The 24,412-nt window shown below is 62.8% G+C and carries 26 protein-coding genes; 1 reads left to right on the top strand and 25 read right to left on the bottom strand.

What is annotated here, in order from left to right; all coding sequences use genetic code 11:
- Positions 1-22 precede the first annotated feature (22 nt).
- The 20 genes from rpsH to rpsL form a co-directional block, all read right to left on the bottom strand.
- Entirely contained in the window at positions 23-421 is a 399-nt protein-coding gene (gene rpsH / locus ASC89_RS07540) for a 30S ribosomal protein S8 (RefSeq protein ID WP_055877895.1), read from the bottom strand.
- Between the two features lie 13 nt (positions 422-434).
- Positions 435-740: a 30S ribosomal protein S14 gene (gene rpsN / locus ASC89_RS07535; protein ID WP_055877897.1), complete on the bottom strand. Its 306-nt coding sequence runs from the start codon at positions 738-740 to the stop codon at positions 435-437.
- 21 nt (positions 741-761) lie between these two features.
- On the bottom strand, positions 762-1,319 hold the full coding sequence (gene rplE / locus ASC89_RS07530; protein ID WP_055877900.1) for a 50S ribosomal protein L5: 558 nt from the start codon (positions 1,317-1,319) through the stop codon (positions 762-764).
- Complete coding sequence (gene rplX / locus ASC89_RS07525; RefSeq protein ID WP_055877903.1) at positions 1,312-1,626, bottom strand: 50S ribosomal protein L24; 315 nt, start codon at positions 1,624-1,626, stop codon at positions 1,312-1,314. The genes rplE and rplX overlap by 8 nt, the downstream gene beginning before the upstream one ends.
- Positions 1,626-1,994 carry a 50S ribosomal protein L14 gene (gene rplN / locus ASC89_RS07520; protein WP_055877905.1) on the bottom strand — a complete coding sequence of 123 codons (369 nt, stop codon included), beginning with the start codon at positions 1,992-1,994 and terminating at the stop codon, positions 1,626-1,628. Before rplN ends, rplX begins: the two co-directional genes overlap by 1 nt.
- Before the next feature lie 58 nt (positions 1,995-2,052).
- Positions 2,053-2,286: a 30S ribosomal protein S17 gene (gene rpsQ, locus ASC89_RS07515; RefSeq protein WP_055877908.1), complete on the bottom strand. Its 234-nt coding sequence runs from the start codon at positions 2,284-2,286 to the stop codon at positions 2,053-2,055.
- Positions 2,287-2,296: 10 nt separating this feature from the next.
- Positions 2,297-2,533, bottom strand: a complete 237-nt coding sequence (rpmC, locus tag ASC89_RS07510) for a 50S ribosomal protein L29 (RefSeq protein WP_055877910.1) — start codon at positions 2,531-2,533, stop codon at positions 2,297-2,299.
- 5 nt (positions 2,534-2,538) lie between these two features.
- Positions 2,539-2,952, bottom strand: coding sequence for a 50S ribosomal protein L16 (rplP, locus tag ASC89_RS07505; protein WP_055877912.1), 414 nt, complete (start codon positions 2,950-2,952; stop codon positions 2,539-2,541).
- Positions 2,953-2,968: 16 nt separating this feature from the next.
- Positions 2,969-3,730: a 30S ribosomal protein S3 gene (gene rpsC / locus ASC89_RS07500; protein WP_055877916.1), complete on the bottom strand. Its 762-nt coding sequence runs from the start codon at positions 3,728-3,730 to the stop codon at positions 2,969-2,971.
- Positions 3,730-4,110, bottom strand: a complete 381-nt coding sequence (rplV, locus tag ASC89_RS07495; RefSeq protein ID WP_055877918.1) for a 50S ribosomal protein L22 — start codon at positions 4,108-4,110, stop codon at positions 3,730-3,732. Before rplV ends, rpsC begins: the two co-directional genes overlap by 1 nt.
- A gap of 1 nt (position 4,111) precedes the next feature.
- Positions 4,112-4,390 (bottom strand): 30S ribosomal protein S19, encoded by a 279-nt coding sequence (gene rpsS, locus ASC89_RS07490; RefSeq protein ID WP_055049075.1) that lies wholly within the window; start codon positions 4,388-4,390, stop codon positions 4,112-4,114.
- Between the two features lie 3 nt (positions 4,391-4,393).
- Positions 4,394-5,233, bottom strand: a complete 840-nt coding sequence (gene rplB, locus ASC89_RS07485) for a 50S ribosomal protein L2 (protein WP_055877921.1) — start codon at positions 5,231-5,233, stop codon at positions 4,394-4,396.
- Positions 5,234-5,247: 14 nt separating this feature from the next.
- On the bottom strand, positions 5,248-5,541 hold the full coding sequence (locus ASC89_RS07480; protein ID WP_055877922.1) for a 50S ribosomal protein L23: 294 nt from the start codon (positions 5,539-5,541) through the stop codon (positions 5,248-5,250).
- Positions 5,538-6,158 (bottom strand): 50S ribosomal protein L4, encoded by a 621-nt coding sequence (gene rplD / locus ASC89_RS07475; RefSeq protein ID WP_055877925.1) that lies wholly within the window; start codon positions 6,156-6,158, stop codon positions 5,538-5,540. The genes ASC89_RS07480 and rplD overlap by 4 nt, the downstream gene beginning before the upstream one ends.
- The gene (gene rplC, locus ASC89_RS07470; RefSeq protein WP_055877928.1) at positions 6,158-6,862 is read right to left on the bottom strand and encodes a 50S ribosomal protein L3; all 705 of its coding nucleotides are present in this window, start codon (positions 6,860-6,862) and stop codon (positions 6,158-6,160) included. The genes rplD and rplC overlap by 1 nt, the downstream gene beginning before the upstream one ends.
- Before the next feature lie 86 nt (positions 6,863-6,948).
- A complete protein-coding gene (rpsJ, locus tag ASC89_RS07465; protein WP_055049780.1) occupies positions 6,949-7,257 on the bottom strand; it encodes a 30S ribosomal protein S10 in 309 nt (102 codons plus the stop codon).
- Positions 7,258-7,330: 73 nt separating this feature from the next.
- Positions 7,331-8,521: an elongation factor Tu gene (gene tuf / locus ASC89_RS07460; protein WP_055877931.1), complete on the bottom strand. Its 1,191-nt coding sequence runs from the start codon at positions 8,519-8,521 to the stop codon at positions 7,331-7,333.
- Between the two features lie 79 nt (positions 8,522-8,600).
- A complete protein-coding gene (gene fusA / locus ASC89_RS07455; protein ID WP_055877934.1) occupies positions 8,601-10,691 on the bottom strand; it encodes an elongation factor G in 2,091 nt (696 codons plus the stop codon).
- 16 nt (positions 10,692-10,707) lie between these two features.
- Positions 10,708-11,178 (bottom strand): 30S ribosomal protein S7, encoded by a 471-nt coding sequence (rpsG, locus tag ASC89_RS07450; RefSeq protein ID WP_055877935.1) that lies wholly within the window; start codon positions 11,176-11,178, stop codon positions 10,708-10,710.
- 12 nt (positions 11,179-11,190) lie between these two features.
- The gene (gene rpsL / locus ASC89_RS07445) at positions 11,191-11,562 is read right to left on the bottom strand and encodes a 30S ribosomal protein S12 (protein ID WP_055049779.1); all 372 of its coding nucleotides are present in this window, start codon (positions 11,560-11,562) and stop codon (positions 11,191-11,193) included.
- 521 nt (positions 11,563-12,083) lie between these two features.
- Here rpsL and ASC89_RS07440 point away from each other — a divergent pair.
- Entirely contained in the window at positions 12,084-12,560 is a 477-nt protein-coding gene (locus ASC89_RS07440; RefSeq protein ID WP_055996348.1) for a YbjN domain-containing protein, read from the top strand.
- A 21-nt stretch (positions 12,561-12,581) separates the two neighbouring features.
- On the opposite strand, the gene ASC89_RS07435 is transcribed toward ASC89_RS07440, so the two are convergent.
- From ASC89_RS07435 to rpoB, 5 genes are all read right to left on the bottom strand, one after another.
- Entirely contained in the window at positions 12,582-13,247 is a 666-nt protein-coding gene (locus ASC89_RS07435) for an O-methyltransferase (RefSeq protein ID WP_055996344.1), read from the bottom strand.
- Positions 13,248-13,363: 116 nt separating this feature from the next.
- Positions 13,364-14,674, bottom strand: a complete 1,311-nt coding sequence (locus tag ASC89_RS07430; RefSeq protein WP_055996341.1) for an esterase-like activity of phytase family protein — start codon at positions 14,672-14,674, stop codon at positions 13,364-13,366.
- A 144-nt stretch (positions 14,675-14,818) separates the two neighbouring features.
- On the bottom strand, positions 14,819-15,718 hold the full coding sequence (locus ASC89_RS07425; protein WP_055996338.1) for an SPFH domain-containing protein: 900 nt from the start codon (positions 15,716-15,718) through the stop codon (positions 14,819-14,821).
- 190 nt (positions 15,719-15,908) lie between these two features.
- Positions 15,909-20,111 carry a DNA-directed RNA polymerase subunit beta' gene (gene rpoC, locus ASC89_RS07420; RefSeq protein ID WP_055877948.1) on the bottom strand — a complete coding sequence of 1,401 codons (4,203 nt, stop codon included), beginning with the start codon at positions 20,109-20,111 and terminating at the stop codon, positions 15,909-15,911.
- A gap of 81 nt (positions 20,112-20,192) precedes the next feature.
- Entirely contained in the window at positions 20,193-24,341 is a 4,149-nt protein-coding gene (gene rpoB, locus ASC89_RS07415) for a DNA-directed RNA polymerase subunit beta (RefSeq protein WP_055877950.1), read from the bottom strand.
- Positions 24,342-24,412: the final 71 nt, after the last annotated feature.

The raw sequence follows: 24,412 nt of genomic DNA, 5'->3' as shown, positions 1-24,412 counted from the left end.
GACGCCTTCAAGGCAACGAGCCTTAGAAGACGCGGCAGAGTACCTCGCCACCCAGGTTCTGGGCTTTAGCTTCATGATCGGCCATCACGCCCTTGGGGGTCGACAGGATCGACACACCGAGGCCATTGGCAACCGAGGGGATGTTCTTGACCGACGCATAGACGCGACGGCCAGGACGCGAGACGCGCTCGATGGTGCGGATCACCGGAGCGTTGTCGGAATACTTCAGCTCGATGTCGAACTGGGCAACGCCGTTGTCCATCTTGCTTTCCGAGTAGCCGCGGATGAAGCCTTCCGACTTCAGCACGTCGAGCACACGGCCACGCAGGGTGGACGCCGGGGTCTGGACGACATCGCGACGGCGCATCTGCGCGTTGCGGATGCGGGTCAGCATATCGCCGATCGGATCAGTAAGGCTCATTGTCTTCGTCTCCTTACCAGCTCGACTTCACAAGGCCCGGGATCAGCCCGAGGTTGCCGAGCTGACGCAGGGCAATACGGCTGAGCTTGAGCTTGCGATAGTAGCCACGCGGACGACCGGTGAGCTCGCAGCGGTTATGCACGCGGTTCTCAGCCGAGTTACGCGGCAGCGCGGCAAGCTTGAGCTGCGCCGCGAAGCGCTCCTCGAGCGAGACGCTCTGGTTCATCACCACTGCCTTGAGCTTGGCCCGCTTGGGACCCAGCTGCTTGGCAAGGCGCTTGCGCTTGTTGTTCTTTTCGATGGAGCTGGTCTTTGCCATGTCTCGTCCTTCTCTCTTCCGTTACTGCCGGAAGGGGAAATTGAAAGCCTTGAGCAGCGCCCGGGCTTCGTCGTCGGTGCGCGCGGTCGTGCACACGATGATGTCCATGCCCCAGGTCTGATCGATCTGATCGAAATTGATCTCGGGGAAGATGATGTGTTCCTTGATGCCCAGGGCGTAGTTGCCACGACCATCAAAGGAATTCGGGTTCAGGCCGCGGAAGTCGCGAACCCGCGGCAGAGCGATGTTCACCAGGCGGTCGAGAAACTCGTACATGCGCGCCTTGCGGAGCGTCACCTTCACGCCCAGCGGCATCTCTTCGCGGACCTTGAAGCCTGCGATCGACTTGCGAGCGTGGGTGATGACGGGCTTCTGGCCGGCGATCTTCTCGAGATCGGCAGCTGCCGACTTCACCTTCTTGGTGTCGTTCACCGCCTCGCCGACACCCATGTTCAGCACGATCTTGTCGAGCTTGGGGGCCTGCATGACGTTCTTGTAGCCGAACTCTTTGATCAGGTTCGCCTTGATGGTCTCGTCGTACTGAGCACGGAGACGCGGGATATAGACGGTATCAGCCATCGATCGTGTCCCCGGTCGACTTGGCGACGCGCACCTTGGTGCCGTCGGCGTTGATCTTGAACCCGACGCGCGACGGCTTGCCGTTCGCATCGGCGATCGCGAGGTTCGACAGGTGAATCGGGGCTTCTTTGGTGAAGATGCCCGCATCCTGGCTCGCGGTCTGCTTGGTGTGGCGACGCACAAGGTTCAGACCCTGCACGGTGGCCTTGGTCGCATCGGGGAACACCTGGGTGACCTGACCGGTCTTGCCCTTGTCCTTGCCGGCGAGAATGACGACCTTGTCGCCCTTCTTAATCTTGGCCGCCATCACAACACCTCCGGCGCAAGCGAAATGATCTTCATGTGGTTCTTGGAACGCAGCTCGCGCGGCACCGGCCCGAAGATACGGGTACCGATCGGCTCGGCCTGGTTGTTGATCAGCACGGCCGCGTTGCGGTCGAAGCGGATGACGGTGCCATCGGCGCGGCGAACCGGGAATGCGGTGCGCACAACGACGGCCTTCATCACCTGGCCCTTCTTGACGCGGCCACGCGGGATCGCGTCCTTGACCGAGACAACAATGATATCGCCCACCGAGGCGTACTTGCGGTGCGAACCGCCGAGTACCTTGATGCACATGACACGACGCGCGCCGGAATTATCGGCAACGTCGAGATTGGACTGCATCTGGATCATGGCTTGATGCCTTTTTCAGTTTCGGGGTCTGCCTACTCGGCGAGCCCTAAATTCCGGTTTACGCGGAGGGTTTCAGGACCCAGCGCTTGTTCTTCGAAATCGGCGCCGACTCTTCGATCCAGACGACGTCCCCGACCTTGGCCACATTGGCTTCGTCGTGAGCGTGGTACTTCTTGGACCGGCGCACGGTCTTCTTCATCACCGGGTGGGTGAACGCACGGTCGACCCGCACCACCACGGTCTTGTCATTGGTGTCGGAGACCACAGTCCCCTGCAAAACGCGCTTGGGCATCGGTTGCTCCTTACTTCGCTGCGGCTTTTTCGCCGAGGATGGTCTTCACCCGCGCGATTTCGCGGCGGACTTTCTTGACCTCGGTCGGCTTTTCCAGCTGCTGGGTAGCGCGCTGGAACCGCAGGTTGAACTGCTCTTTCTTCAGGCCGAGCAGCTGATCCTTCAGCTCATCGGGGGTCTTGGCGCGGAGGTCGGCGGCGCCGTTGGCGCTCTTGGCCTCAACTTTTTTCTTGGGTGCACGTGCCATGGCGATCAATCCGCAATGCGGGTGACGACCCGCGTGATGATCGGAAGCTTCATCGCGCCGAGGCGCAGGGCTTCCTTGGCGACGTCCTCGGGGACGCCGTCGATTTCGAACAGGATGCGACCGGGCTTGACGCGAGCCGCCCAGAATTCCACCGAACCCTTGCCCTTACCCATGCGGACTTCGGTCGGCTTCTTGGAAACCGGCAGGTCCGGGAAGATACGGATCCAGACGCGGCCGGCGCGCTTCATCTCGCGGGTGATCGCGCGGCGAGCCGCCTCGATCTGGCGAGCCGTAACGCGCTCGGGCTCCTGGGACTTCAGGCCGAACTGACCGAAAGCCAACTCCGTGCCACCCTTGGCATTGCCATGGATGCGGCCCTTATGCGCCTTGCGGAACTTGGTACGTTTTGGTTGCAGCATTTTTGTCTATGCCTTCTCAGTTCGCCGGCGCGCGATCGCGGCGATCGCCGCGCTCACCACGATCGTCCCGATCGGAACGCTCGCGACGCTGACCACCCTCGTTCGAACCGCCGCCTTCAGTGGCGCGACGCTCGTGAGCGGACGGATCGTGCTCAAGGACTTCGCCCTTGAAGACCCACACCTTGATGCCGATGATGCCGTAGGTGGTCTTCGCCTCGGCCGTGCCGTAGTCGATGTCGGCGCGCAGCGTGTGCAGCGGCACGCGACCTTCGCGGTACCACTCGGTGCGAGCGATGTCGGCGCCGCCGAGACGGCCGCCCACGTTCACCCGGATGCCGCCGGCGCCCATGCGGATCGCCGTCTGCACTGCACGCTTCATCGCACGGCGGAACGCCACGCGACGCTCGAGCTGCTGGGCAATGCCCTGAGCCACGAGGTTGGCATCGGTCTCCGGCTTGCGCACTTCAACGATGTTGATGTGCACTTCGCTGTCGGTGAACTTCTTCACCTTGGCGCGGATCTTGTCGATGTCAGCGCCCTTCTTGCCGATCACGATGCCCGGGCGGGCAGTGTGGATCGACACGCGGCACTTGCGGTGCGGACGCTCGATGACGATCTTCGAGACCGCAGCCTGCTTCAGGTCTTCAAGCAGCGTCTCACGGATCTTCAGGTCTTCCTGGAGCAGCGAACCGTACTCACCCTTGTTCGCGTACCAACGCGAGTCCCAGGTGCGGTTGATGCCGAGGCGCAGACCGATCGGGTTGATCTTCTGACCCATTATGCGGTCTCCTCAACTTGGCGAACCACAATGGTGAGGTTCGAGAACGGGCGCTCCATGCGGGCAGCGTGACCACGGCCACGGGCCATGAAGCGCTTCATCACCAGGGAGTCACCGACATAGCACTCGGCAACGACCAGGCTGTCCGGGTCGAGGCCGTGGTTGTTCTCGGCGTTCGCGATGGCGCTCTCGAGCGTCTTCTTGACCGAGCCGGCAATGCGCTTGCGCGAGAAGGTCAGCTCGGCGAGAGCCTTGTCGACCTTCTTGCCGCGGATCATCGCAGCCACGAGGTTGAGCTTGATGCCCGAGGTACGAAGCATGCGGAGAACCGCCTTGGCCTCGTTGTCCTTGAGCGACCGCTGAGTTTTCGGCTTGCCCATGTTACTTCCTCTTGGCCTTCTTGTCGGCCGCGTGACCGTAGTACGTACGGGTCGGAGCGAACTCGCCAAACTTGTGGCCGATCATCTCTTCCTGGACGTTCACCGGCACATGCTTGTGGCCGTTGTGCACGCCGAAGGTGAGACCGACGAACTGCGGCAGGATCGTGGAACGACGGCTCCAGATCTTGATGACTTCGTTGCGGCCGCTCGCACGGCTGGTCTCTGCCTTCTTGAGCAGATAGCCGTCGACGAACGGGCCTTTCCAGACTGAACGCGACATGGCTTAGCGGCCCTTCTTCACGTGACGCGAGCGGACGATAAACTTGTCCGTCGACTTGTTGCTGCGGGTCTTCTTACCCTTGGTCGGCTTGCCCCACGGGGTCACCGGGTGACGGCCACCAGAGGTACGGCCTTCACCACCACCATGCGGGTGATCGACCGGGTTCATGGTCACACCGCGGTTGACCGGCTTGCGGCCGAGCCAGCGATTACGACCGGCCTTGCCGATCGACGTGTTCGAGTGATCCTGGTTCGACACCGCGCCGACAGTGGCGAGGCACGAACCGTGGACCCGGCGCTGCTCGCCAGAGTTGAGGCGAAGGATCGCCCAACCGGCGTCGCGGCCGACATACTGCGCATAGGCACCGGCCGAACGGGCGATCTGACCGCCCTTGCGGGGCTTCATCTCGACGTTGTGGACGATGGTGCCGACCGGCATGCGCTCGAGCGGCATGGCGTTGCCCGGCTTCACGTCGGCGGTGCCGAGCGTCGAGATCACCTTGTCGCCGGCAGACAGACGCTGCGGCGCGATGATGTAGGCGAGCTCGCCGTCCGCGTACTTGATCAGCGCGATCCAGGCGGTGCGGTTGGGATCATATTCCAGCCGCTCGACGGTCGCCGTCTCTTCGAAGCGCACGCGACGGAAGTCGACGATACGGTACGAACGCTTGTGACCGCCGCCGCGATGGTACGCGGTGATACGGCCGGCGTTGTTACGACCGCCAGACTGGTTCAGACCTTCGGTCAGCGACTTGACCGGCTTGCCCTTCCACAGCTCCGACCGATCGGTCGTGATGAGCTGGCGGCGGCCCGGGGAGGTCGGATTGTAAGTTTTTAGACCCATTCTTCTCTCTCCCCTCAGATGCCGGTCGAAATATCGATCGACTGGCCATCGGCCAGGGTGACAATGGCCTTCTTGACATCCTTACGGGTGCCAAGTTCCTGCCGGAAACGCTTCACCTTGCCCTTGCGGACCAGGGTGTTGACCGCCTTGACCTTGACCGAAAAGAGCGCCTCGACGGCGGCTTTGATGTCGGCCTTGGTGGCATCGATCGCGACGTCGAAGACGACCTGGCTGTGCTCGGACGCCATCGTCGACTTTTCGGTGACGACCGGGTTACGGATCACGTCGTAGTTGCTGAACTTGCTCATGCGAACCGGGCCTCGAGCGCTTCGAGCGCTGCTTTGGTCAGAACGAGCTTATGGCGACGGAGAATGTCAGCGACATTGATCCCCTGCACCGGCAGCACGTCGATCTGCGGAATGTTGCGGGCCGCGTTGGCGAAATTCTTGTCCACCTCGGCGCCGTCGATGATCAGAGCACTCGACCATTCCAGCTTGCCGAACTTGGCAACCAGCTGGGCGGTCTTGGGCTCCTTGGTGGCGACGGTCGGAACGATGACCAGTTCGCCAGCCTTGGCCTTGGCCGAAAGCGCATGCTTCAGCGCCAGGGCGCGGACCTTCTTGGGCAGCTCGATCGCATGGCTGCGGGGCTCGGGGCCAAAGGCCCGGCCGCCGCCGCGGAACTGCGGAGCAGACTTGGCGCCGTGACGGGCGCCGCCCGAGCCCTTCTGCTTGATCGACTTCTTCGAAGTGTACGCGATCTCCGAGCGGTGCTTCACCTTGTGGGTGCCGGCCATCGCCTTGAGCTGCTGGTAACGGACCATGCGGTGCAGGATGTCCTGACGGACTTCAAGACCGAAGATCTCGTCCTTCAGGGTGACCGAACCGTCGGCCTTGCCGTCCAGAGTAGTGACCTGGAGTTCCATTATTTCGCCTCCTCGGCCACGGCTGCGACAGCCGCCTTGAACGAACCGGGCACAGCAGCGCCCTTCGGAGCGGCCTTCTTGACCGCGTCCTTGATCTGGATCCAGGCGCCCTTGGCACCCGGGACAGCGCCCTCGACCATGATCAGCCCGCGCTCCACATCGGTGCGCACGACCTTCAGGTTCTGGGTAGTGACGCGACGGTCGCCCATGTGGCCGGCCATCTTCTTGCCCTTGAACACCTTACCGGGGTCCTGGCGCTGCCCGGTCGAACCGTGCGAACGGTGCGACACGGACACACCGTGCGTGGCACGCAGGCCGCCGAAGTTCCAGCGCTTCATGCCGCCGGCGAAACCCTTACCGATCGAGGTACCGGTCACGTCGACCAGCTGACCTTCGACAAAGTGGTCCGCCTGCATGGTGGCGCCAACTTCGATGAGGTTCGCAGGATCGACACGAAACTCAGTTACCTGACGCTTGGGCTCGACCTTGGCGACGGCGAACTGGCCGCGCTCCGCCTTGGTGACATTCTTTGCCTTGACAGTGCCCGCGCCGAGCTGGAGGGCGGTGTAACCGTCCTTCTCCTGCGTGCGCTGGCCAACCACCTGGCAATTCTTGAGGTCGAGCACGGTCACGGGGACGTGTGTGCCATCATCCAAGAACAGGCGGGTCATGCCCAGCTTCTGTGCGATCAAACCAGAACGCATCGGTTGTTACCTTCTCTCTTTGGCGCTTGACCGGGTCATTGTGTCCAAGAGGACCCTTTGGATGGTCAGCGCGAAAACTCAGTCACTCAGAGCTTGATTTCGACGTCGACGCCGGCGGCGAGATCGAGCTTCATCAGAGCATCGACGGTCTGCGGGGTCGGATCCACGATGTCCAGAAGACGCTTGTGGGTCCGGATCTCGAACTGCTCGCGCGACTTCTTGTCGATGTGCGGCGAGCGGTTGACCGTAAACTTCTCAATCTGTGTGGGCAGCGGGATCGGCCCGCGCACCTGCGCACCCGTACGCTTGGCCGTGTTGACGATCTCCCGAGTGGAGGTGTCGAGCACACGGTGGTCAAAGGCTTTGAGCCGGATGCGAATGTTTTGACCGTTCATCTTGCTTTCCCAGCGAAAAATGGAACGCGGCGCGCTGTTTGTAGCGGCGCGCCGCGCCCTGGATTACCAGGTCTTATTTCAGGATCTTGGCGACGACGCCCGAACCGACGGTACGGCCACCCTCACGGATAGCGAAGCGGAGCTTCTCTTCCATGGCGATCGGCACGATCAGCTGGACCGAAATATTCACGTTGTCGCCCGGCATTACCATCTCGGTGCCTTCCGGCAGCGTAACGACGCCGGTCACATCGGTGGTGCGGAAGTAGAACTGCGGACGGTAGTTGGCGAAGAACGGCGTGTGACGGCCACCCTCTTCCTTGGTGAGGATATAAGCCTCAGCCACGAAATCGGTGTGCGGGGTCACGGAACCGGGCTTGCAGAGCACCTGGCCGCGCTCGACCTGAGTGCGGTCGATACCACGGATCAGCGCGCCGATGTTGTCGCCAGCCTGGCCCTGATCGAGCAGCTTGCGGAACATTTCAACGCCGGTCACGGTCGTCTTCTGCGTCGCCTTGATGCCGACGATCTCGACTTCCTCACCCACCTTCACGATGCCGCGCTCGACACGGCCGGTCACCACGGTGCCACGGCCGGAGATCGAGAACACGTCTTCGATCGGCATCAGGAACGGCTGGTCGATCGGACGAGCCGGCTGCGGGATGTACTCGTCAACGGCGGCCATCAGCTTGAGCACGGCGTCATGGCCGAGCTCCTTGTTGCCGTCGTTCAGAGCTTCGGTGGCCGAGCCCTTGATGATCGGAACGTCGTCGCCCGGGAATTCGTAGGACGACAGCAGCTCGCGAACTTCGAGTTCCACGAGCTCGAGGAGCTCCGGATCATCGACCATGTCGCACTTGTTCAGGAACACGACGAGCGCCGGCACACCGACCTGACGGGCGAGCAGGATGTGCTCGCGGGTCTGCGGCATCGGGCCGTCGGCAGCCGACACGACCAGGATCGCGCCGTCCATCTGGGCAGCGCCGGTGATCATGTTCTTCACATAGTCGGCGTGGCCCGGGCAGTCGACGTGAGCGTAGTGACGGTTGGTCGTCTCGTACTCGACGTGGGCGGTGTTGATCGTGATGCCGCGCGCCTTCTCTTCCGGCGCTGCGTCGATCTGGTCGTACGCCTTGAAGGTCGCGCCACCGGTCTCAGCCAAAACCTTGGTGATCGCTGCGGTCAGCGAGGTCTTGCCATGGTCGACGTGACCGATGGTGCCGATGTTGCAGTGAGGCTTATTGCGGGAAAACTTTTCCTTGCCCATCGCTTCTCTCCGTATGCGTCAGCCAACAGCCGACGTGAGTTTTCAGTTTTAATTCAAGCGCTTGCTTAGCGGGTAAACGTTAAGCGTACTTTGCCTGGACTTCGGTGGCGACCGCCTGCGGAACCTGCTCATAGTGGTCGAAAGTCATGGTGTACTGAGCGCGCCCCTGGCTCATCGAGCGGAGCGAGTTCACGTAGCCAAACATGTTGGCAAGAGGCACCATGGCGTCGATCACCTGCGCGATACCGCGGGCTTCAGTGCCGCGGATCTGGCCGCGACGTGAATTCAGATCACCGATGACGTCGCCCACATAGTCTTCCGGGGTCAGAACTTCAACCCGCATGATCGGCTCGAGGATCTTCGGTGCGGCCTTCTCGATGGCTTCACGGAAACCCGCGCGGCCGGCGATTTCGAAGGCGAGGACCGAGGAGTCGACGTCGTGGTAGGCGCCGTCGGTCAGTGCGAACTTCACGTCGACGATCGGGAAGCCGATGATCGGACCCGAACCCATGACGGAAGCCACGCCCTTCTGCACGCCCGGCACATATTCCTTCGGCACGTTGCCGCCGACGACTTCCGAGACGAACTCGAAACCCTTGCCCGGCTCATTCGGCTCGATGCGGAACTTGATGCGCGCGAACTGGCCCGAACCACCCGACTGCTTCTTGTGGGTGTAGTCGTGCTCGACCGTGCGGGTGATCGCCTCGCGGTACGCCACCTGCGGCGCGCCGATATTGGCTTCCACCTTGAACTCGCGGCGCATGCGATCGACGAGAATGTCGAGGTGCAGTTCGCCCATGCCCGAGATGATGGTCTGGCCGGATTCTTCGTCGGTCTTGACGCGGAACGACGGATCCTCGGCAGCCAGGCGAGCGAGCGCGAGGCCCATCTTTTCCTGGTCGGCCTTGGACTTCGGCTCGACGGCGATGTCGATAACCGGCTCCGGGAATTCCATGCGCTCGAGAATGACCCGGTTGTTCGGATCAGACAGCGTGTCGCCGGTCGTGGTGTCCTTGAGGCCAACGATGGCGACGATGTCGCCGGCGTAGGCTTCGTTGATCTGCTCACGGCTGTTGGCGTGCATCTGGAACATGCGGCCAACGCGCTCGCGCTTTTCCTTGACCGTGTTTTCCAGCATGGCGCCGGCCTCGAGGTGACCCGAGTAGATGCGGCAGAAGGTCAGCGAGCCCATGTGCGGGTCGTTGGCGATCTTGAAGGCCAGCATCGACAGCGGCTCGGCGTCAGAGGCGTGACGCTCGATCGGAGCCTCGGTCTTGACGTCGATGCCCTGGATCGCAGGAATGTCGGTCGGAGCCGGCAGGAAGTCGATAACGCCATCCAGCAGCGGCTGCACGCCCTTGTTCTTGAAGGCCGAGCCACAGAACACCGGATAAAGCTTCACTTCGCAGGTGCCCTTGCGGATCAGCCGGCGCAGCGTGTCGTTATCCGGCATTTCGCCGTTCAGGTAAGCTTCGGTGGCCGCATCGTCCATCTCGACGGCGGTCTCGATCATCTTCTCGCGGTACTCAGCGGCCTTGGCCTTGAGGTCCTCGGGGATCTCGACGACGTCCCACTGGGCGCCCAGCTCTTCGTTGCGCCAGACGAGCGCATTCATTTCGATCAGGTCGACAACGCCACGGAAGTCGCTTTCGGCACCGATCGGCAGCTGCATGACGACCGGCTTGATGCCGAGGCGCTTGTCCAGCGTATCGAGGCAGAAATAGAAATCGGCACCGATCTTGTCCATCTTGTTGACGAAGATCAGACGCGGAACGTTGTACTTGTCGGCCTGGCGCCAGACGGTTTCCGTCTGCGGCTCGACGCCCTGGTTGCCATCGAGCAGCGCGATGGCGCCGTCGAGCACGCGGAGCGAACGCTCGACTTCAATGGTGAAGTCAACGTGGCCGGGGGTGTCGATGATGTTGAAGCGGTACTGGGTGCCGTCACGGCCCTTCCAGAACGTGGTGGTCGCGGCGGACGTGATGGTGATGCCGCGCTCCTGCTCCTGCTCCATCCAGTCCATGGTCGCGGCGCCGTCGTGGACTTCGCCGATCTTATGGGACTTGCCGGTGTAGTAGAGAACACGCTCGGTCGTGGTCGTCTTGCCAGCATCAATGTGAGCCATGATGCCGAAGTTACGATAGTGATTGATCGGGTATTCGCGGGCCATCTGAGCGAGCCTTCCGTTACCAGCGGTAATGCGAGAAGGCACGGTTGGCGTCAGCCATACGGTGCGTGTCTTCGCGTTTCTTGACGGCCTGGCCGCGGCCGTTGACGGCATCCATGAGCTCGCCCGACAGGCGCTCCTTCATGGTGTGCTCGCCACGCTTGCGGGCCGACTCGATGAGCCAACGAATGGCCAGGGCCTGCTGACGGTCCGTACGAACCTCGACCGGAACCTGGTAGGTCGCACCACCGACGCGGCGCGAACGGACTTCGACGGCCGGGCGGATGTTGTCGAGGGCGGTGTGGAACACGCCGATCGGATCCTGCTTCAGCTTGGTCTGTACGATGTCAAAGGCGCCATAGACGATCGACTCGGCAGCCGACTTCTTGCCGTCCTTCATGAGCGAGTTCATGAACTTGGAGACAACGAGATCGCCGAACTTCGGATCGGGATTGACGACGCGCTTTTCAGCGGAGTGACGACGGGACATCTGGAATGCTCCTTACTTCGGCCGCTTCGCGCCGTACTTCGAACGGCGCTGCTTGCGATCCTTCACCGACTGGGTGTCGAGGACGCCGCGCAGCACGTGGTAGCGAACGCCCGGCAGATCGCGAACACGACCGCCGCGGATCAGCACCACGGAGTGTTCCTGCAGGTTGTGGCCTTCGCCGGGGATATAGGAAATGACTTCACGCGAAGTGGTCAGACGGACCTTCGCAACCTTGCGAAGAGCCGAGTTCGGCTTCTTCGGGGTCGTCGTATAAACGCGAGAGCACACGCCGCGCTTCTGCGGGTTTGCTTCCATCGCCGGTACTTTGTTCCGCTTGGGCTTGGATACCCGAGGCTTGCGGATCAACTGATTAATGGTCGGCATTGCGCTCTTTCCATCGGTCCGAAGTTCGTTGCGAAAGACGATGACAAACCAATAGGGCGCCAATTCCACCCCTAACGGGGCAGCAGCGCCTCTCATTGCAGCGGACCGCCCGGCGTTGGCCAGGCGTTCATGCGCACGAAGATTTGTCGTCGTCTCTTGCCTTTGGCGATGTGTTTGAAGTTCCTGGATGCCCGCACAAGGTGGCAGATACCCGCGTGAACTTCACGACCGACCGCTAAGGTTGCGCCTCTATATGGTCAGTGAGTCCCCCCGTCAAGGATTCTTTGCAGCGGAACGTGATGCTCACGCTGCCGGAAATCCGGGGAATTTCCATCCACGGGCAGGATGGGGTCGGAGGGCAGAGCTAATCTGCCGCGAGCGCATGGCTGGCGCCAGATCGTCGATGCAGTTTTCCTCGATTTTCGGGAATCGGGGGGCAGCGTCCCCTGCCCTGCATTGGCCCCTTTGGGACAAAGGTGTAACAGTCGGCGCGACACCGGAGCCAAGTTGGAGAGCAATCGATGAAGCTGGGACGCCTCTTGGCCACCGTTACGCTGGGGACCCTCGCCGCGACATCGGCGCTCGGGCAAAGCGTTGTCGATGGCTCCAAGGTCGACGAGATTGTGACGATCGCCCGCGGCTACGGCGCGGCGACGCTCGAGAACCAGGGTGACGGCAACCCGCGCATCGCCGGCAACATCAAGGGTGTGCCGTATTACGTGTTCTTCATGAACTGCACCGACCAGGCGGCGTGCGAGGACATCAACTTCTACGCGGGCTTTGCCAACATCAAGCCGACCATGGACGCGCTCAACGCCTGGAATCGCGACAAGCGCTTCGGCAACGCCTATCTCGATGCCGATCTCGACGCGGCGATCGAGTATGACGTGAACCTCGAGTACGGAGTGACCCGCGAGAACCTCGACGCCGCGTTCGGGGTGTGGTCGGTGCTGCTCGAGCAGTACACCGAGTATGTCGGCTACAAGCCGGCTCCCTGAGCTCCGCCTGTTCCTCGGGCTTCAGTCGAGGATCATCACCGCGAAGCCGTCATAGCCCTTGGCGCCGACCGTCTGCAGCGCCGTGGCCGAGAGCCGGGGGTTGGCGGCGATCAACTCGAACGCACCGCGGCTGCCCAGCACGTTGGGGTCGCGGCTCTCCGCATTGGCCACCTGGCCATCCCGCACCACATTGTCGAGCACGATCACCGTACCCGGCCGGCCGAGCTTGATGGCCCAATCGAGGTAGACGGTGTTGCTCGGCTTGTCGGCATCGATGAAGACGAAGTCGAACGGTTCGGGTTGCTCGGCGGCCAGCAGCGGCAGCGTCTCCGCCGCGGCGCCGACGCGAACCTCGATCCGCTCGGCATACCCCGCGCGCGCAATGTTCCGGCGGGCCACCTCGGCATGGTGCGGCTCGTATTCCAGTGTGATGATCGAGCCGCCGGCCGGCAGCGCCTTGGCCATCCAGATGGTCGAGTAGGCACCGAGCGTGCCAACCTCAAGGACGCGCCTCGCCCCGCTCATCCGTACCAGGAGGTGCAGGAACTTGCCTTGCGCCGCCGACACATCGATCGGCCGCAACCCGCTGGCCGCGTTGGCCTGCAGCGCATCGGCCAGTGCTGCATCCTCATCGACCAGCCGGTCGACGATGTAGTCATCCACCCTGCCCCACAGTTCGGCACTCATCGGCGGTCTCCGCTTGTCCGGTCGGCTTCTACGCCGCGACGTATGACGACTGCATGACACCTGGACCAGGCAAAAGGAAGGGGCCGGTATCGGCCCCTTCCGGTTCTGGCTGGGCCTTACTCGGCCTTCAGGAAGTCGGCGACGTCGAGCAGCATGAACTCGTTGTCGTCGGCCCGGCCCTGCTGACGGCCCACCGAGTAAGGATAGTTGTTGTCGTTGGCGACGACGATGGTGGTCGGATCGACCAGGTCGACATCCTCGATGGTCTCGAACGGGAAGGTGAAGACGCCGCTCTCGGTGCCGCGCGGGGCGACGCCGTTCGGGTCCTTGATGGCGAGCAGGTCGATATAGGCGAGCTTGTGCAGCACGCCATTGGCATCGGTCTTGTTGAGATCGACCAGATAGATACGCTTCAGCTTGGCCGGCTTGTCGGCCCAGGCGCCACCCGAGCCCTGGTCGCGCTCGATGATCAGGGCGCGGTGATCGTCGATCATGTTGAAGTCGCCGATCGAGTTCGCAGCGTCCTCCAGCGGGTAGTAGCGGACCTGCTCGCCCCAGCTGTTGCTGTCGAGGTGGAACTCCAGCATGCGGATCGCCGGCTTGCCGTCGACCAGTTCCGCCGCGCCGGCCGTCTCGTCGAAGAAGGTCTTTTCGAGCAGCGGGTAGAGCGTCTTGCCGTCGGCCGACTGGGCCATGCCCTCATAGCCACCGGAACGCTGGGTGTTGACGCCGGCGAGCGGGGTGCCCGGATTGGGGGTGACGACCGTCTGGTTGTCCGGCGACTTGTAGTCGACATCGCCGATCTTGGTGGCAACGACCTTGAGCACCGTGCCGTCGGCGGCGACGTTGATCAGCCAGGGGCCGAACTCGTCGCCGAGCCAATAGGTGTCGCCGACCGGCTGGATCGACTCGATGTCGAAGTCGGAGCCCGTGAGATAGCGCTCCTTGGTGGCTTCGTTGACGATGCGGAACGGCACAACGCCGTTCGGGTCCTTGAGGAAGGTGGTGTTCGTCACCCCTACCCGGCCGTTGGCCCAGTCGAGCTTCAGCTCGTGGAACATCAGCAGCGAGTCGGTCGACGTGAGCTTGGAGCCGAAGCCATTGTCGGTCAGCACCAGGAAACGGTCGCCGCCGAGTGAGCGGATACCCGAAAACCCCTGGATCGCCTGCCCGGCATAGGGTCGAGACAGCCCGGTCTTCTGGTCGTAGATCGAGTAAAGCGCCTCGGTCTTCGCACCATTGGTGAAGCGGCCGGAAAGGTTGAAGTAGGCCGGGGCATCTGCCGGCGCCGGAGTGAAGGACTGGGCCGGCAGCTCGGCATGCGCTTTCAGCACAGCGTCGAACTGCCTGGGCGCGACATCCTGGGCAATGGCGGCGCTGGCGAGCGCGACAAGGCTGACGCCGGCGATAAGGGCTTTGCGCAACATGAGATGCTCCTTTGGGTTGCGCGCCTCAGGTACTGATGCCGTGTGTCGCTTGCCTCACAGCGCGGTTGCAGATTTGCGTCGGAGCGATGACGGAAATGAGAAAGGGCCCTCGAGGGCCCTTTCGTTAGTAGGGAGCACGCGAGCTCAGGGTATCGTGGGCGTGGGCGTCAGGTTGAGGAACGGCACCGTGCCGCCGGGCGGCATCACCGATGGCAGGACACCGTCCCACTTTTCGGCCTGGACGAGCGCCACGACACCCGGGTGGTCCTTCAGCGCCTGCCCGCGCTGGTCGATCGCCGTTGCCTCGGCCCGGCCCTTGATCTCGATCGAGTAGGCCTCGGCCTCCGCGGCAAGTCGCACGGCCTGAGCATTGGCGGTGGCCGTGGCGACGACCGAGTCCGCTTCCGCCTGAGCCTGGGTGACGGTGATCTTGGCCTGCACTTCCTGCTGGGCCAGTTCCTGCTGCCGCTTCTGCACTTCGACGGTGGCGAGCTGCTTCTGCTCGATGGAGTTCTCGTAGGCAGCGGAGAACTTGATGTCCTCGACCTGCACGCTCTCCACCATGATCGGGTCGCCGATGCCGGCCTGCAGGGCGGCGAGCGCATCGAGGTTGAGTTTGGCACGCTGCTGGATGACACCCAGCGCGTCGTACTGGCCGAAGACGTTCTTGAACAATGCCGGCACGCGCGGCTCGACCAGCCGGGCGATCATATTGTCGACGCCACCATACTCGGCATAGACCTCAGCGCCGCTGCCCGGAATGACGTGATAGCTCACCGACAGCCGGATCTGCGCCGGCTGCTGGTCGCGGCTGTAGGACTCCATCGACTCGAAGGTCTTGGTGTGGGACTGCAGCGACACCTCCTTCACCTCGTCGACGATCGGCAGCTTGAAGTGGAGGCCCGGTCCAACCGTGCCGGTGACCGCCCCGTTGCGGAGCACCACGCCCTCTTCACCCTGGTCGATCTGGTACCAGGAGCCGAACAGGATGACAGCGACGACGGCGATCACGGCGACGGCGATGGCAAGCGGCGGAATACGCATTGTATCTCCTGGTGCTCAAGTCGCCGCCCGGCTGACACGCTGAATCGCGGACGAACGACGATGGCCGCAGCATGTCATGCAGCGATCGGCGTTTGTCCACGTCGCCGGCGCGGTTGTCGGCAGTTTCCTGCTGCCAGAAAAAAGAAAGGGCCCCGGAGGGCCCTTTCGAAGTTCTGCGATGTCCTGCCGATTACTCGGCCGGCTCCACCGGGGTCGGGGTCGGCGCCGGGATGGCGGCGGTCTCGGCCTGGCGGCGACGCTCGTCGAGGATCATGTCGTCGCGACGAGTGGCGATCGCCTTGGCCTTGCTGATACCCGCACCGGTACCGGCCGGGATCAGGCGGCCGACGATGACGTTCTCCTTGAGACCTTCGAGCAGGTCGGCCTTGCCGGAAACTGCCGCCTCGGTGAGGACGCGGGTGGTTTCCTGGAAGGACGCGGCCGACACGAACGAGCGGGTCTGCAGCGACGCCTTGGTGATGCCAAGCAGCACCGGGTTGGCCGTCGCCGGCTTCTTGCCGTCGGCAACCAGCTGGTCGTTGAGCTCGTCGAAGTCCAGCTTGTCGAGCTGCTCGTCCTTGAGCATGCCGCTGTCGCCCGGGTTCACGATCTCGACCTTCTGCAGCATCTGGCGAACGATCACCTCGATGTGCTTGTCGTTGATCAGCACGCCCTGCAGCCGGTAGACTTCCTGGATCTCGTTGACGAGGTAACGAGCAAGCTCTTCCACGCCCTTGATCGCCAGGATGTCGTGCGGTGCCGGGTTGCCGTCGAGGATGTACTCACCCTTCTCGATGGTGTCGCCTTCCTGGAGGTGGAACGGCTTGCCCTTCGGGATCAGGTACTCGACGGGCTCGGCGCCCTCTTCCGAGGCCTCGATGATGATCCGGCGCTTGTTCTTGTAGTCGCGACCGAATTTGATCGTGCCGGTGATCTCCGCGATGATCGCGTGATCCTTGGGACGACGGGCCTCGAACAGCTCGGCCACACGCGGCAGACCGCCGGTGATGTCCTTGGTCTTGGCGCTTTCCAGCGGAATACGGGCCAGAACGTCACCCGGCGACACCTTCTCGCCCGGCTCGACCGCGATGACCGCGTCGACCGAGAGCAGGTACCGGGCTTCACCGCCGCGATCCAGTTTGACGACGGCGTCGCCACGCTTGATCGTGATCGCCGGCTTCAGGCCGTCGCTGCGCTGGCTGGTCCGCCAGTCAGCCACGACGCGCTTGGTGAAGCCGGTGGTCTCGTCGGTGTTTTCCGTCACCGATGCACCGTCGACCAGATCCTCGAAGCCGACTTCGCCATCGACTTCGGCCAGCACCGGACGGGTGTAGGGATCCCATTCGGCGATACGCTGGCCGCGCTTGACCTCGGCGCCGTCATCGACACGGAGCTTGGCGCCGTACGTCACGCGGTGCGTGGCGCGGTCCTTGCCCTCGGGATCGAGGATGGCGATGGTCACGTTACGGCCCATGGCGACCAGCTGGCCGCCCTCGACCTTGGCGACATTGCGGTTGCGGATCTCGACCTTACCCTCGGCGCCAGCCTCGAGATAGGACGAGTCAACCACCTGCGCGGTGCCACCGATGTGGAACGTACGCATGGTCAGCTGGGTGCCCGGCTCACCGATCGACTGAGCGGCGATAACGCCGACAGCTTCACCGATGTTGACCGGCGTACCGCGAGCGAGGTCGCGACCATAGCACGCGGCGCAGCAGCCCTGGCGGAGATCGCAGGTCAGCGGCGAACGGATGCGCATCGACTGGACCTTGTAGCTCTCGATGAGCTCCACGTCCTTTTCGGTGAGCAGCGTGCCCTTGGGAACGATGACGTCGCCGTTCTCCGGGTTCACCACATCGTCAGCCGCGGTGCGGCCGAGAATGCGCTGGCCCAGCGAAGCCACGACCTGGCCGGCATCGACGATCGGCTCCATGGTGAGGCCGCGTTCGGTACCGCAATCGAGCTCGGTGATGATCGAGTCCTGCGCCACGTCGACGAGACGACGGGTCAGGTAACCCGAGTTCGCGGTCTTCAGCGCGGTGTCCGCGAGGCCCTTACGAGCACCGTGGGTCGAGTTGAAGTACTCGAGAACGTTCAGGCCTTCCTTGAAGTTGGCCGTGATCGGGGTCTCGATGATCGAGCCATCCGGACGCGCCATCAGGCCGCGCATACCGGCGAGCTGCTTCATCTGCGCCGGCGAACCGCGCGCACCGGAGTGGCTCATCATGTAAACCGAGTTGATCGGCTTCTGACGACCCGTCTCCTTGTCGAACTGAACGGCAGCAATGCCCTTCATCATCTCTTCGGCGACCTTGTCACCGCACTTGGCCCAGGCGTCGACCACCTTGTTGTACTTCTCGCCCTGAGTGATCAGGCCGTCATTGTACTGCTGCTCGAACTCTTCGACCTGCTTACGCGTGTCCTCGACGATTTTGTACTTCGAGGCCGGGATAACCATGTCGTCCTTGCCGAACGAGATGCCGGCGCGGGCAGCGTGCTTGAACCCCATATCCATGATGCGGTCGCAGAAGATGACCGTCTCCTTCTGACCGCAACCGCGATACACGGTGTCGATCATCTTGGAGATCATCTTCTTGGTCATCAGCTGGTTGGCCGTCGCATACGGCACCGCCGGATGCTTGGGCAGGAGCTTGCCCAGCAACATGCGGCCCGGCGTGGTCTCGACGATCTCGGTCGTGCGGTTGCCTTCCAGATCATAGACGTCGACGCGCCCCTTGATCTTGGTGTGCATGGTGACGACGCCGGAAGCCAGCGCGTGCTCCAGCTCGCCCATGTCCGAGAACGCCATGCCCTGCCCCGGCTCACCCTCGTTCATCAGGGAGAGGTGGTAGAGGCCCAGCACGATGTCCTGGCTCGGCACGATGATCGGCTGGCCGTTGGCCGGGTGCAGAATGTTGTTGGTCGACATCATCAGCACACGGGCTTCGAGCTGCGCCTCGAGCGAGAGCGGCACGTGCACGGCCATCTGGTCGCCGTCGAAGTCGGCGTTGAACGCCGCGCAGACGAGCGGGTGCAGCTGGATAGCCTTGCCTTCGATCAGGTGCGGCTCGAACGCCTGGATGCCCAGACGGTGAAGGGTCGGAGCGCGGTTCAGGAGAACCGGGTGCTCGCGGATCACTTCATCGAGGATATCCCAGACCTCGGGCTTTTCCTTCTCGACCAGCTTCTTGGCCTGCTTCACCGTCGACGAGAGGCCCTTGGCCTCAAGGCGCGAGTAGATGAAGGGCTTGAACAGCTCGAGCGCCATCTTCTTGGGCAGGCCGCACTGGTGGAGCTTGAGCTCCGGACCCACGGTGATCACCGAACGGCCGGAATAGTCCACGCGCTTGCCGAGCAGGTTCTGGCGAAACCGGCCCTGCTTGCCCTTGAGCATATCGGAGAGCGACTTCAGCGGACGCTTGTTCGCACCGGTGATGGTGCGGCCACGGCGGCCGTTGTCGAACAGCGCATCGACCGCTTCCTGAAGCATGCGCTTCTCGTTGCGGATGATGATATCGGGCGCCCGCAGTTCGATAAGCCGCTTCAGGCGGTTGTTACGGTTGATCACACGACGGTAGAGGTCGTTGAGATCGGACGTGGCGAAGCGGCCGCCATCCAGCGGGACCAGCGGGCGGAGCTCGGGCGGGATGACCGGGATGACGGTCATGATCATCCACTCGGGCTTGTTGCCCGAGACGATGAACTGCTCGACGATCTTCAGGCGCTTGGCCAGCTTCTTGGGCTTGAGCTCAGTGGTCGCCTCGGCGATCTCGACGCGGAGGTCCGCGGCGATCTTCTCGAGGTCGAGCGAGAGCAGCAGGTCACGGATGGCCTCGGCGCCGATCTTGGCGGTGAAGCTGTCGGCACCATACTGGTCCTGGGCGTCGATATACTGCTCCTCGGTGACCAACTCGTTCACGCCGAACGGGGTCAGGCCGGGGTCCAGCACAACGTACTGCTCGAAGTACAGGATGCGCTCGATATCCTTCAGCGTCATGTCGAGCAGCAGCGCGATACGCGACGGCAGCGACTTGAGGAACCAGATATGGGCAACCGGGGCGGCGAGCTCGATGTGGCCCATGCGCTCGCGACGGACGCGGCTCAGGGTGACTTCGACACCGCACTTCTCGCAGATGACGCCCTTGAACTTCATGCGCTTGTACTTGCCGCACAGGCACTCGTAGTCCTTCACAGGCCCGAAGATGCGCGCGCAGAACAGGCCGTCGCGCTCAGGCTTGAACGTACGATAGTTGATGGTCTCGGGCTTTTTGATCTCGCCGTAGGACCAGCTCAGGATCTTTTCCGGGCTCGCGATGCTGATCTTCATCTGATCGAACATCTGAACCGGGACCTGCGGGTTGAACGGGTCCATGACGTGGTGATGAGTGTTCATCGGTAGACTCCTCTTATCGGAGCTCCCCGGCGGCTCGGGCCGGGAAGCGTCCGAAGTGAATGTGGGTTGAACTCGGCAGCCTTATTCCGCCGCGTTCTGAGGAGGTGCGAGCTGGTTGTCGGCAGGGCCGCCCTGGGGCAGCGCATCGCCTTCAAACGTATCCAGCTCGACATTGAGGCCGAGAGAGCGGATTTCCTTGACGAGAACGTTGAAGCTCTCGGGGATGCCCGCCTCGAAGGTGTCGTCGCCTCTGACGATCGCCTCGTAGACCTTGGTGCGACCAGCAACGTCGTCCGACTTGATGGTCAGCATTTCCTGCAGCGTGTAGGCGGCGCCGTACGCTTCGAGCGCCCACACCTCCATTTCGCCGAAGCGCTGGCCACCGAACTGCGCCTTGCCGCCCAGCGGCTGCTGGGTAACGAGCGAGTACGGGCCGATCGAGCGGGCGTGGATCTTGTCGTCCACGAGGTGGTGGAGCTTCAGCATATAGATGTAGCCCACGGTCACCCGGCGATCGAACTGCTCACCGGTACGGCCATCGAAGACGATGGACTGGCCGGTGGAGTTCAGCCCTGCCCGCGTCAGCAGCTCGACGATATCGCTCTCCTTGGCGCCGTCGAACACCGGCGTGGCGATCGGCACGCCCTTGGAGAGATGCTCGCCGAGGCGGAGCAGGCTGTCGTCGTCAAGCTGGGAGACGTACTCGTCGCCTTCGTAGAGGGCGCTGATCTCCTTCTTGAGCGGCGTCATGTCGCCCTTCTGCTGGTAGGTCTTCATGATCTCGTCGATCTTCTTACCCAGGCCGCGCGCGGCCCAGCCAAGATGCGTCTCGAGAATCTGGCCCACGTTCATGCGCGACGGCACGCCGAGCGGGTTCAGCACGATGTCGACGTGCGTACCGTCTTCGAGGTACGGCATGTCTTCGATCGGGGTGATACGCGAAACCACACCCTTGTTGCCGTGCCGGCCGGCCATCTTGTCGCCCGGCTGGATCTTGCGCTTGGTCGCCACGAAGACCTTGACCATCTTCATCACGCCCGGCGGAAGTTCGTCACCGCGCTGCAGCTTGTCGACCTTGTCGATGAAGCGCTGCTCGAGCAGCTTGCGGCTCTCCTCGTACTGAGCGTGGAGGGCCTCCATCTCGGCCATCACCTTGTCGTCCTCGAGGGCGAACTGCCACCACTTGGACCGCGGCTGGGCGTCGAAGGTCGCGTCGTTCAGCTTGGTGCCGTTGACATAGCCCTTGGGGCCAGCGGTCGCGGTCTTGCCGAACAGCATTTCCTTCAGGCGCGCATAGACGTTGCGGTCGAGGATCGACTGCTCGTCGTCACGGTCCTTGGCCAGGCGCTCGATTTCCTCGCGCTCGATGGCCATGGCGCGCTCGTCCTTGTCGATGCCGTGGCGGTTGAACACGCGCACTTCAACGACGGTACCAGCATCGCCCGGCGGAACGCGGAGCGAGGTGTCACGGACGTCCGAGGCCTTCTCGCCGAAGATGGCGCGGAGGAGCTTCTCTTCCGGCGTCATCGGGCTTTCGCCCTTCGGGGTGATCTTGCCCACGAGGATATCGCCGGCAGCGACTTCCGCACCGATGTGGACGATACCGGCTTCGTCGAGGTTCTTCAGCGCTTCTTCCGAAACGTTCGGAATGTCGCGGGTGATTTCCTCGGGACCAAGCTTGGTGTCGCGGGCCATCACTTCGTATTCCTCGATGTGGATCGAGGTGAACACGTCCTGCATGGCGATCTTTTCGCTGAGCAGGATCGAGTCTTCGAAGTTGTAGCCGTTCCACGGCATGAACGCGACGAGCACGTTGCGGCCGAGAGCCAGATCGCCCAGGTCGGTCGAGGGACCATCGGCAACGATGTCGCCGGCGTCGACATGGTCGCCCACCACCACCAGCGGGCGCTGGTTGATGCAGGTCGACTGGTTCGAACGCTGGAACTTCATCAGGTTGTAGATGTCGACGCCGGACTTCGACGCATCGGTCTCTTCGGTGGCGCGGATAACGATACGGGTCGCATCCACCTGGTCGACGATGCCCTTGCGCTTGGCGACGATCGCGGCGCCCGAGTCACGGGCGACGATCTTTTCCATGCCGGTGCCGACGAACGGCGCCTCGGCACGCAGCAGCGGCACGGCCTGCTTCTGCATGTTCGAGCCCATCAGGGCGCGGTTGGCGTCGTCGTTCTCGAGGAACGGGATCAGCGAAGCCGCGACCGAGATGACCTGCTTGGGCGAAACGTCCATCAGGTCGATGGTCTCTTTGGGTGTCAGACCGTTGTCGCCGGCGTGGCGAGCCACGACCAGGTCGTCGGCGAACTCACCCTTGGCGGTCAGCTTGGCGTTGGCCTGGGCGACGTAGTGCTTGGCCTCTTCCATTGCCGACAAGTAGACGACGTCGTCCGTCACCTTGCCGTCCACGATCTTGCGGTACGGGGTCTCAATGAAGCCGTACTTGTTGACGTGGGCGTAGGTCGCGAGGTTGTTGATCAGGCCGATGTTCGGGCCTTCCGGCGTCTCGATCGGGCAGATACGGCCATAGTGGGTCGGATGCACGTCACGGACTTCGAAGCCGGCGCGCTCACGGGTGAGACCGCCAGGCCCGAGCGCCGACAGGCGACGCTTGTGCGAGACTTCCGAGAGCGGATTGGTCTGGTCCATGAACTGGCTGAGCTGCGACGAGCCGAAGAACTCGCGCACCGCGGCAGCCGCGGGCTTCGCATTGATCAGGTCCTGCGGCATGACGGTGTCGATCTCGACCGACGACATACGCTCCTTGATCGCGCGCTCCATGCGGAGCAGCCCGAGACGGTAGTGGTTCTCCATCAGTTCGCCGACCGAACGCACCCGGCGGTTGCCGAGGTTGTCGATGTCGTCGATCTCGCCCTTGCCGTCGCGCAGGTCGACGAGGGTGCGAACCACCTCGACGATGTCGTCCTTGCGCAGGATCCGGACGGTGTCCTCGACGTCGAGGTCGAGACGCATGTTCATCTTGACGCGGCCGACGGCGCTCAGGTCATAGCGCTCGCTGTCGAAGAACAGCGACTTGAACATGGCTTCGGCGGTCTCGACGGTCGGGGGCTCGCCCGGACGCATCACGCGGTAGATGTCGAACAGCGCGTCTTCGCGCGACTCGTTCTTGTCGACGGCCAGCGTGTTGCGCAGGTAAGCGCCCACGGTGACATGGTCGATGTCGAGGATCGGCAGCGCGTCGAAGCCGGCGTCCTTGAGCTTGTTGAGCAGCTTCTCGTCGATCTCGTCGCCGGCTTCGGCGAAGATCTCACCAGTCTTGAGGTTGACCAGGTCCTGCGCGATGAACTGACCGTAGAGGTCCTCTTCCACCACGGCGAGATGGGTCAGGCCGTTCTCGGCGAGCTTCTTGGCCTGGCGCGGCGAGAGCTTCTTGCCCCCTTCGTGCACGACGTCGCCGGTCTTGGCGTCGATGAGGTCGAACGTCGGCTTGGCGTTCTTCATCTTGTCGGCGTCGAACGGCTTCTGCCAGCCGGTCTTGGTCTTTTCGAACTGCAGCGTGGTGTAATAGGTGTCGAGAATCTCCTCGGCATCCATGCCGAGCGCCTTGAGCAGCGAGGTCACCGGAATCTTGCGGCGACGATCGATACGGGCGAACACGATGTCCTTGGCATCGAACTCGATGTCGAGCCAGGAACCGCGATACGGGATGATGCGGGCGGCGAACAGGAGCTTGCCCGAAGAGTGGGTCTTGCCCTTGTCGTGGTCGAAGAACACGCCCGGCGAACGGTGCATCTGCGAAACGATGACGCGCTCGGTGCCATTGACGATGAAAGTACCGTTCATGGTCATGAACGGCATGTCGCCCATATAGACGTCCTGCTCCTTGATGTCCTTGACGGAGCGAGCGCCGGTCTCTTCATCAACTTCGAACACGATCAGGCGAAGCGTGACCTTGAGCGGCGCTGCGAACGTCATGTCGCGCTGACGGCACTCGTCGACGTCATACTTGGGCTGCTCGAACTCGTATTTCACGAACTCGAGGGAGGCAGTGTTGGAAAAGTCGGTGATCGGGAAAACCGACCGGAAAACGGACTGAAGCCCCTCATCGTTACGACCGCCCTTGGGCTCGTCGACGATGAGGAACTGATCATAGGAGGCCTTCTGAACCTCGATCAGATTGGGCATCTCCGTGACTTCGCGAATGCTGCCGAAAGATTTGCGTACCTTGCGGCGGCCGTTGAAAGTGGTAGCCATACCAGCTCCTCAAATTTCTCGATGTCTCGGAGGCAGATGTCCAAAGGCCCGACTATCAGCCGTCGGGCATC

It is taken from the genome of Devosia sp. Root413D1 (genome assembly GCF_001425235.1).
Taxonomy (GTDB): Bacteria; Pseudomonadota; Alphaproteobacteria; order Rhizobiales; family Devosiaceae; genus Devosia_A.
The sequence above is the reverse complement of the archived record's forward strand: the minus strand, read 5'-3'. Positions and strand labels throughout refer to the sequence as shown.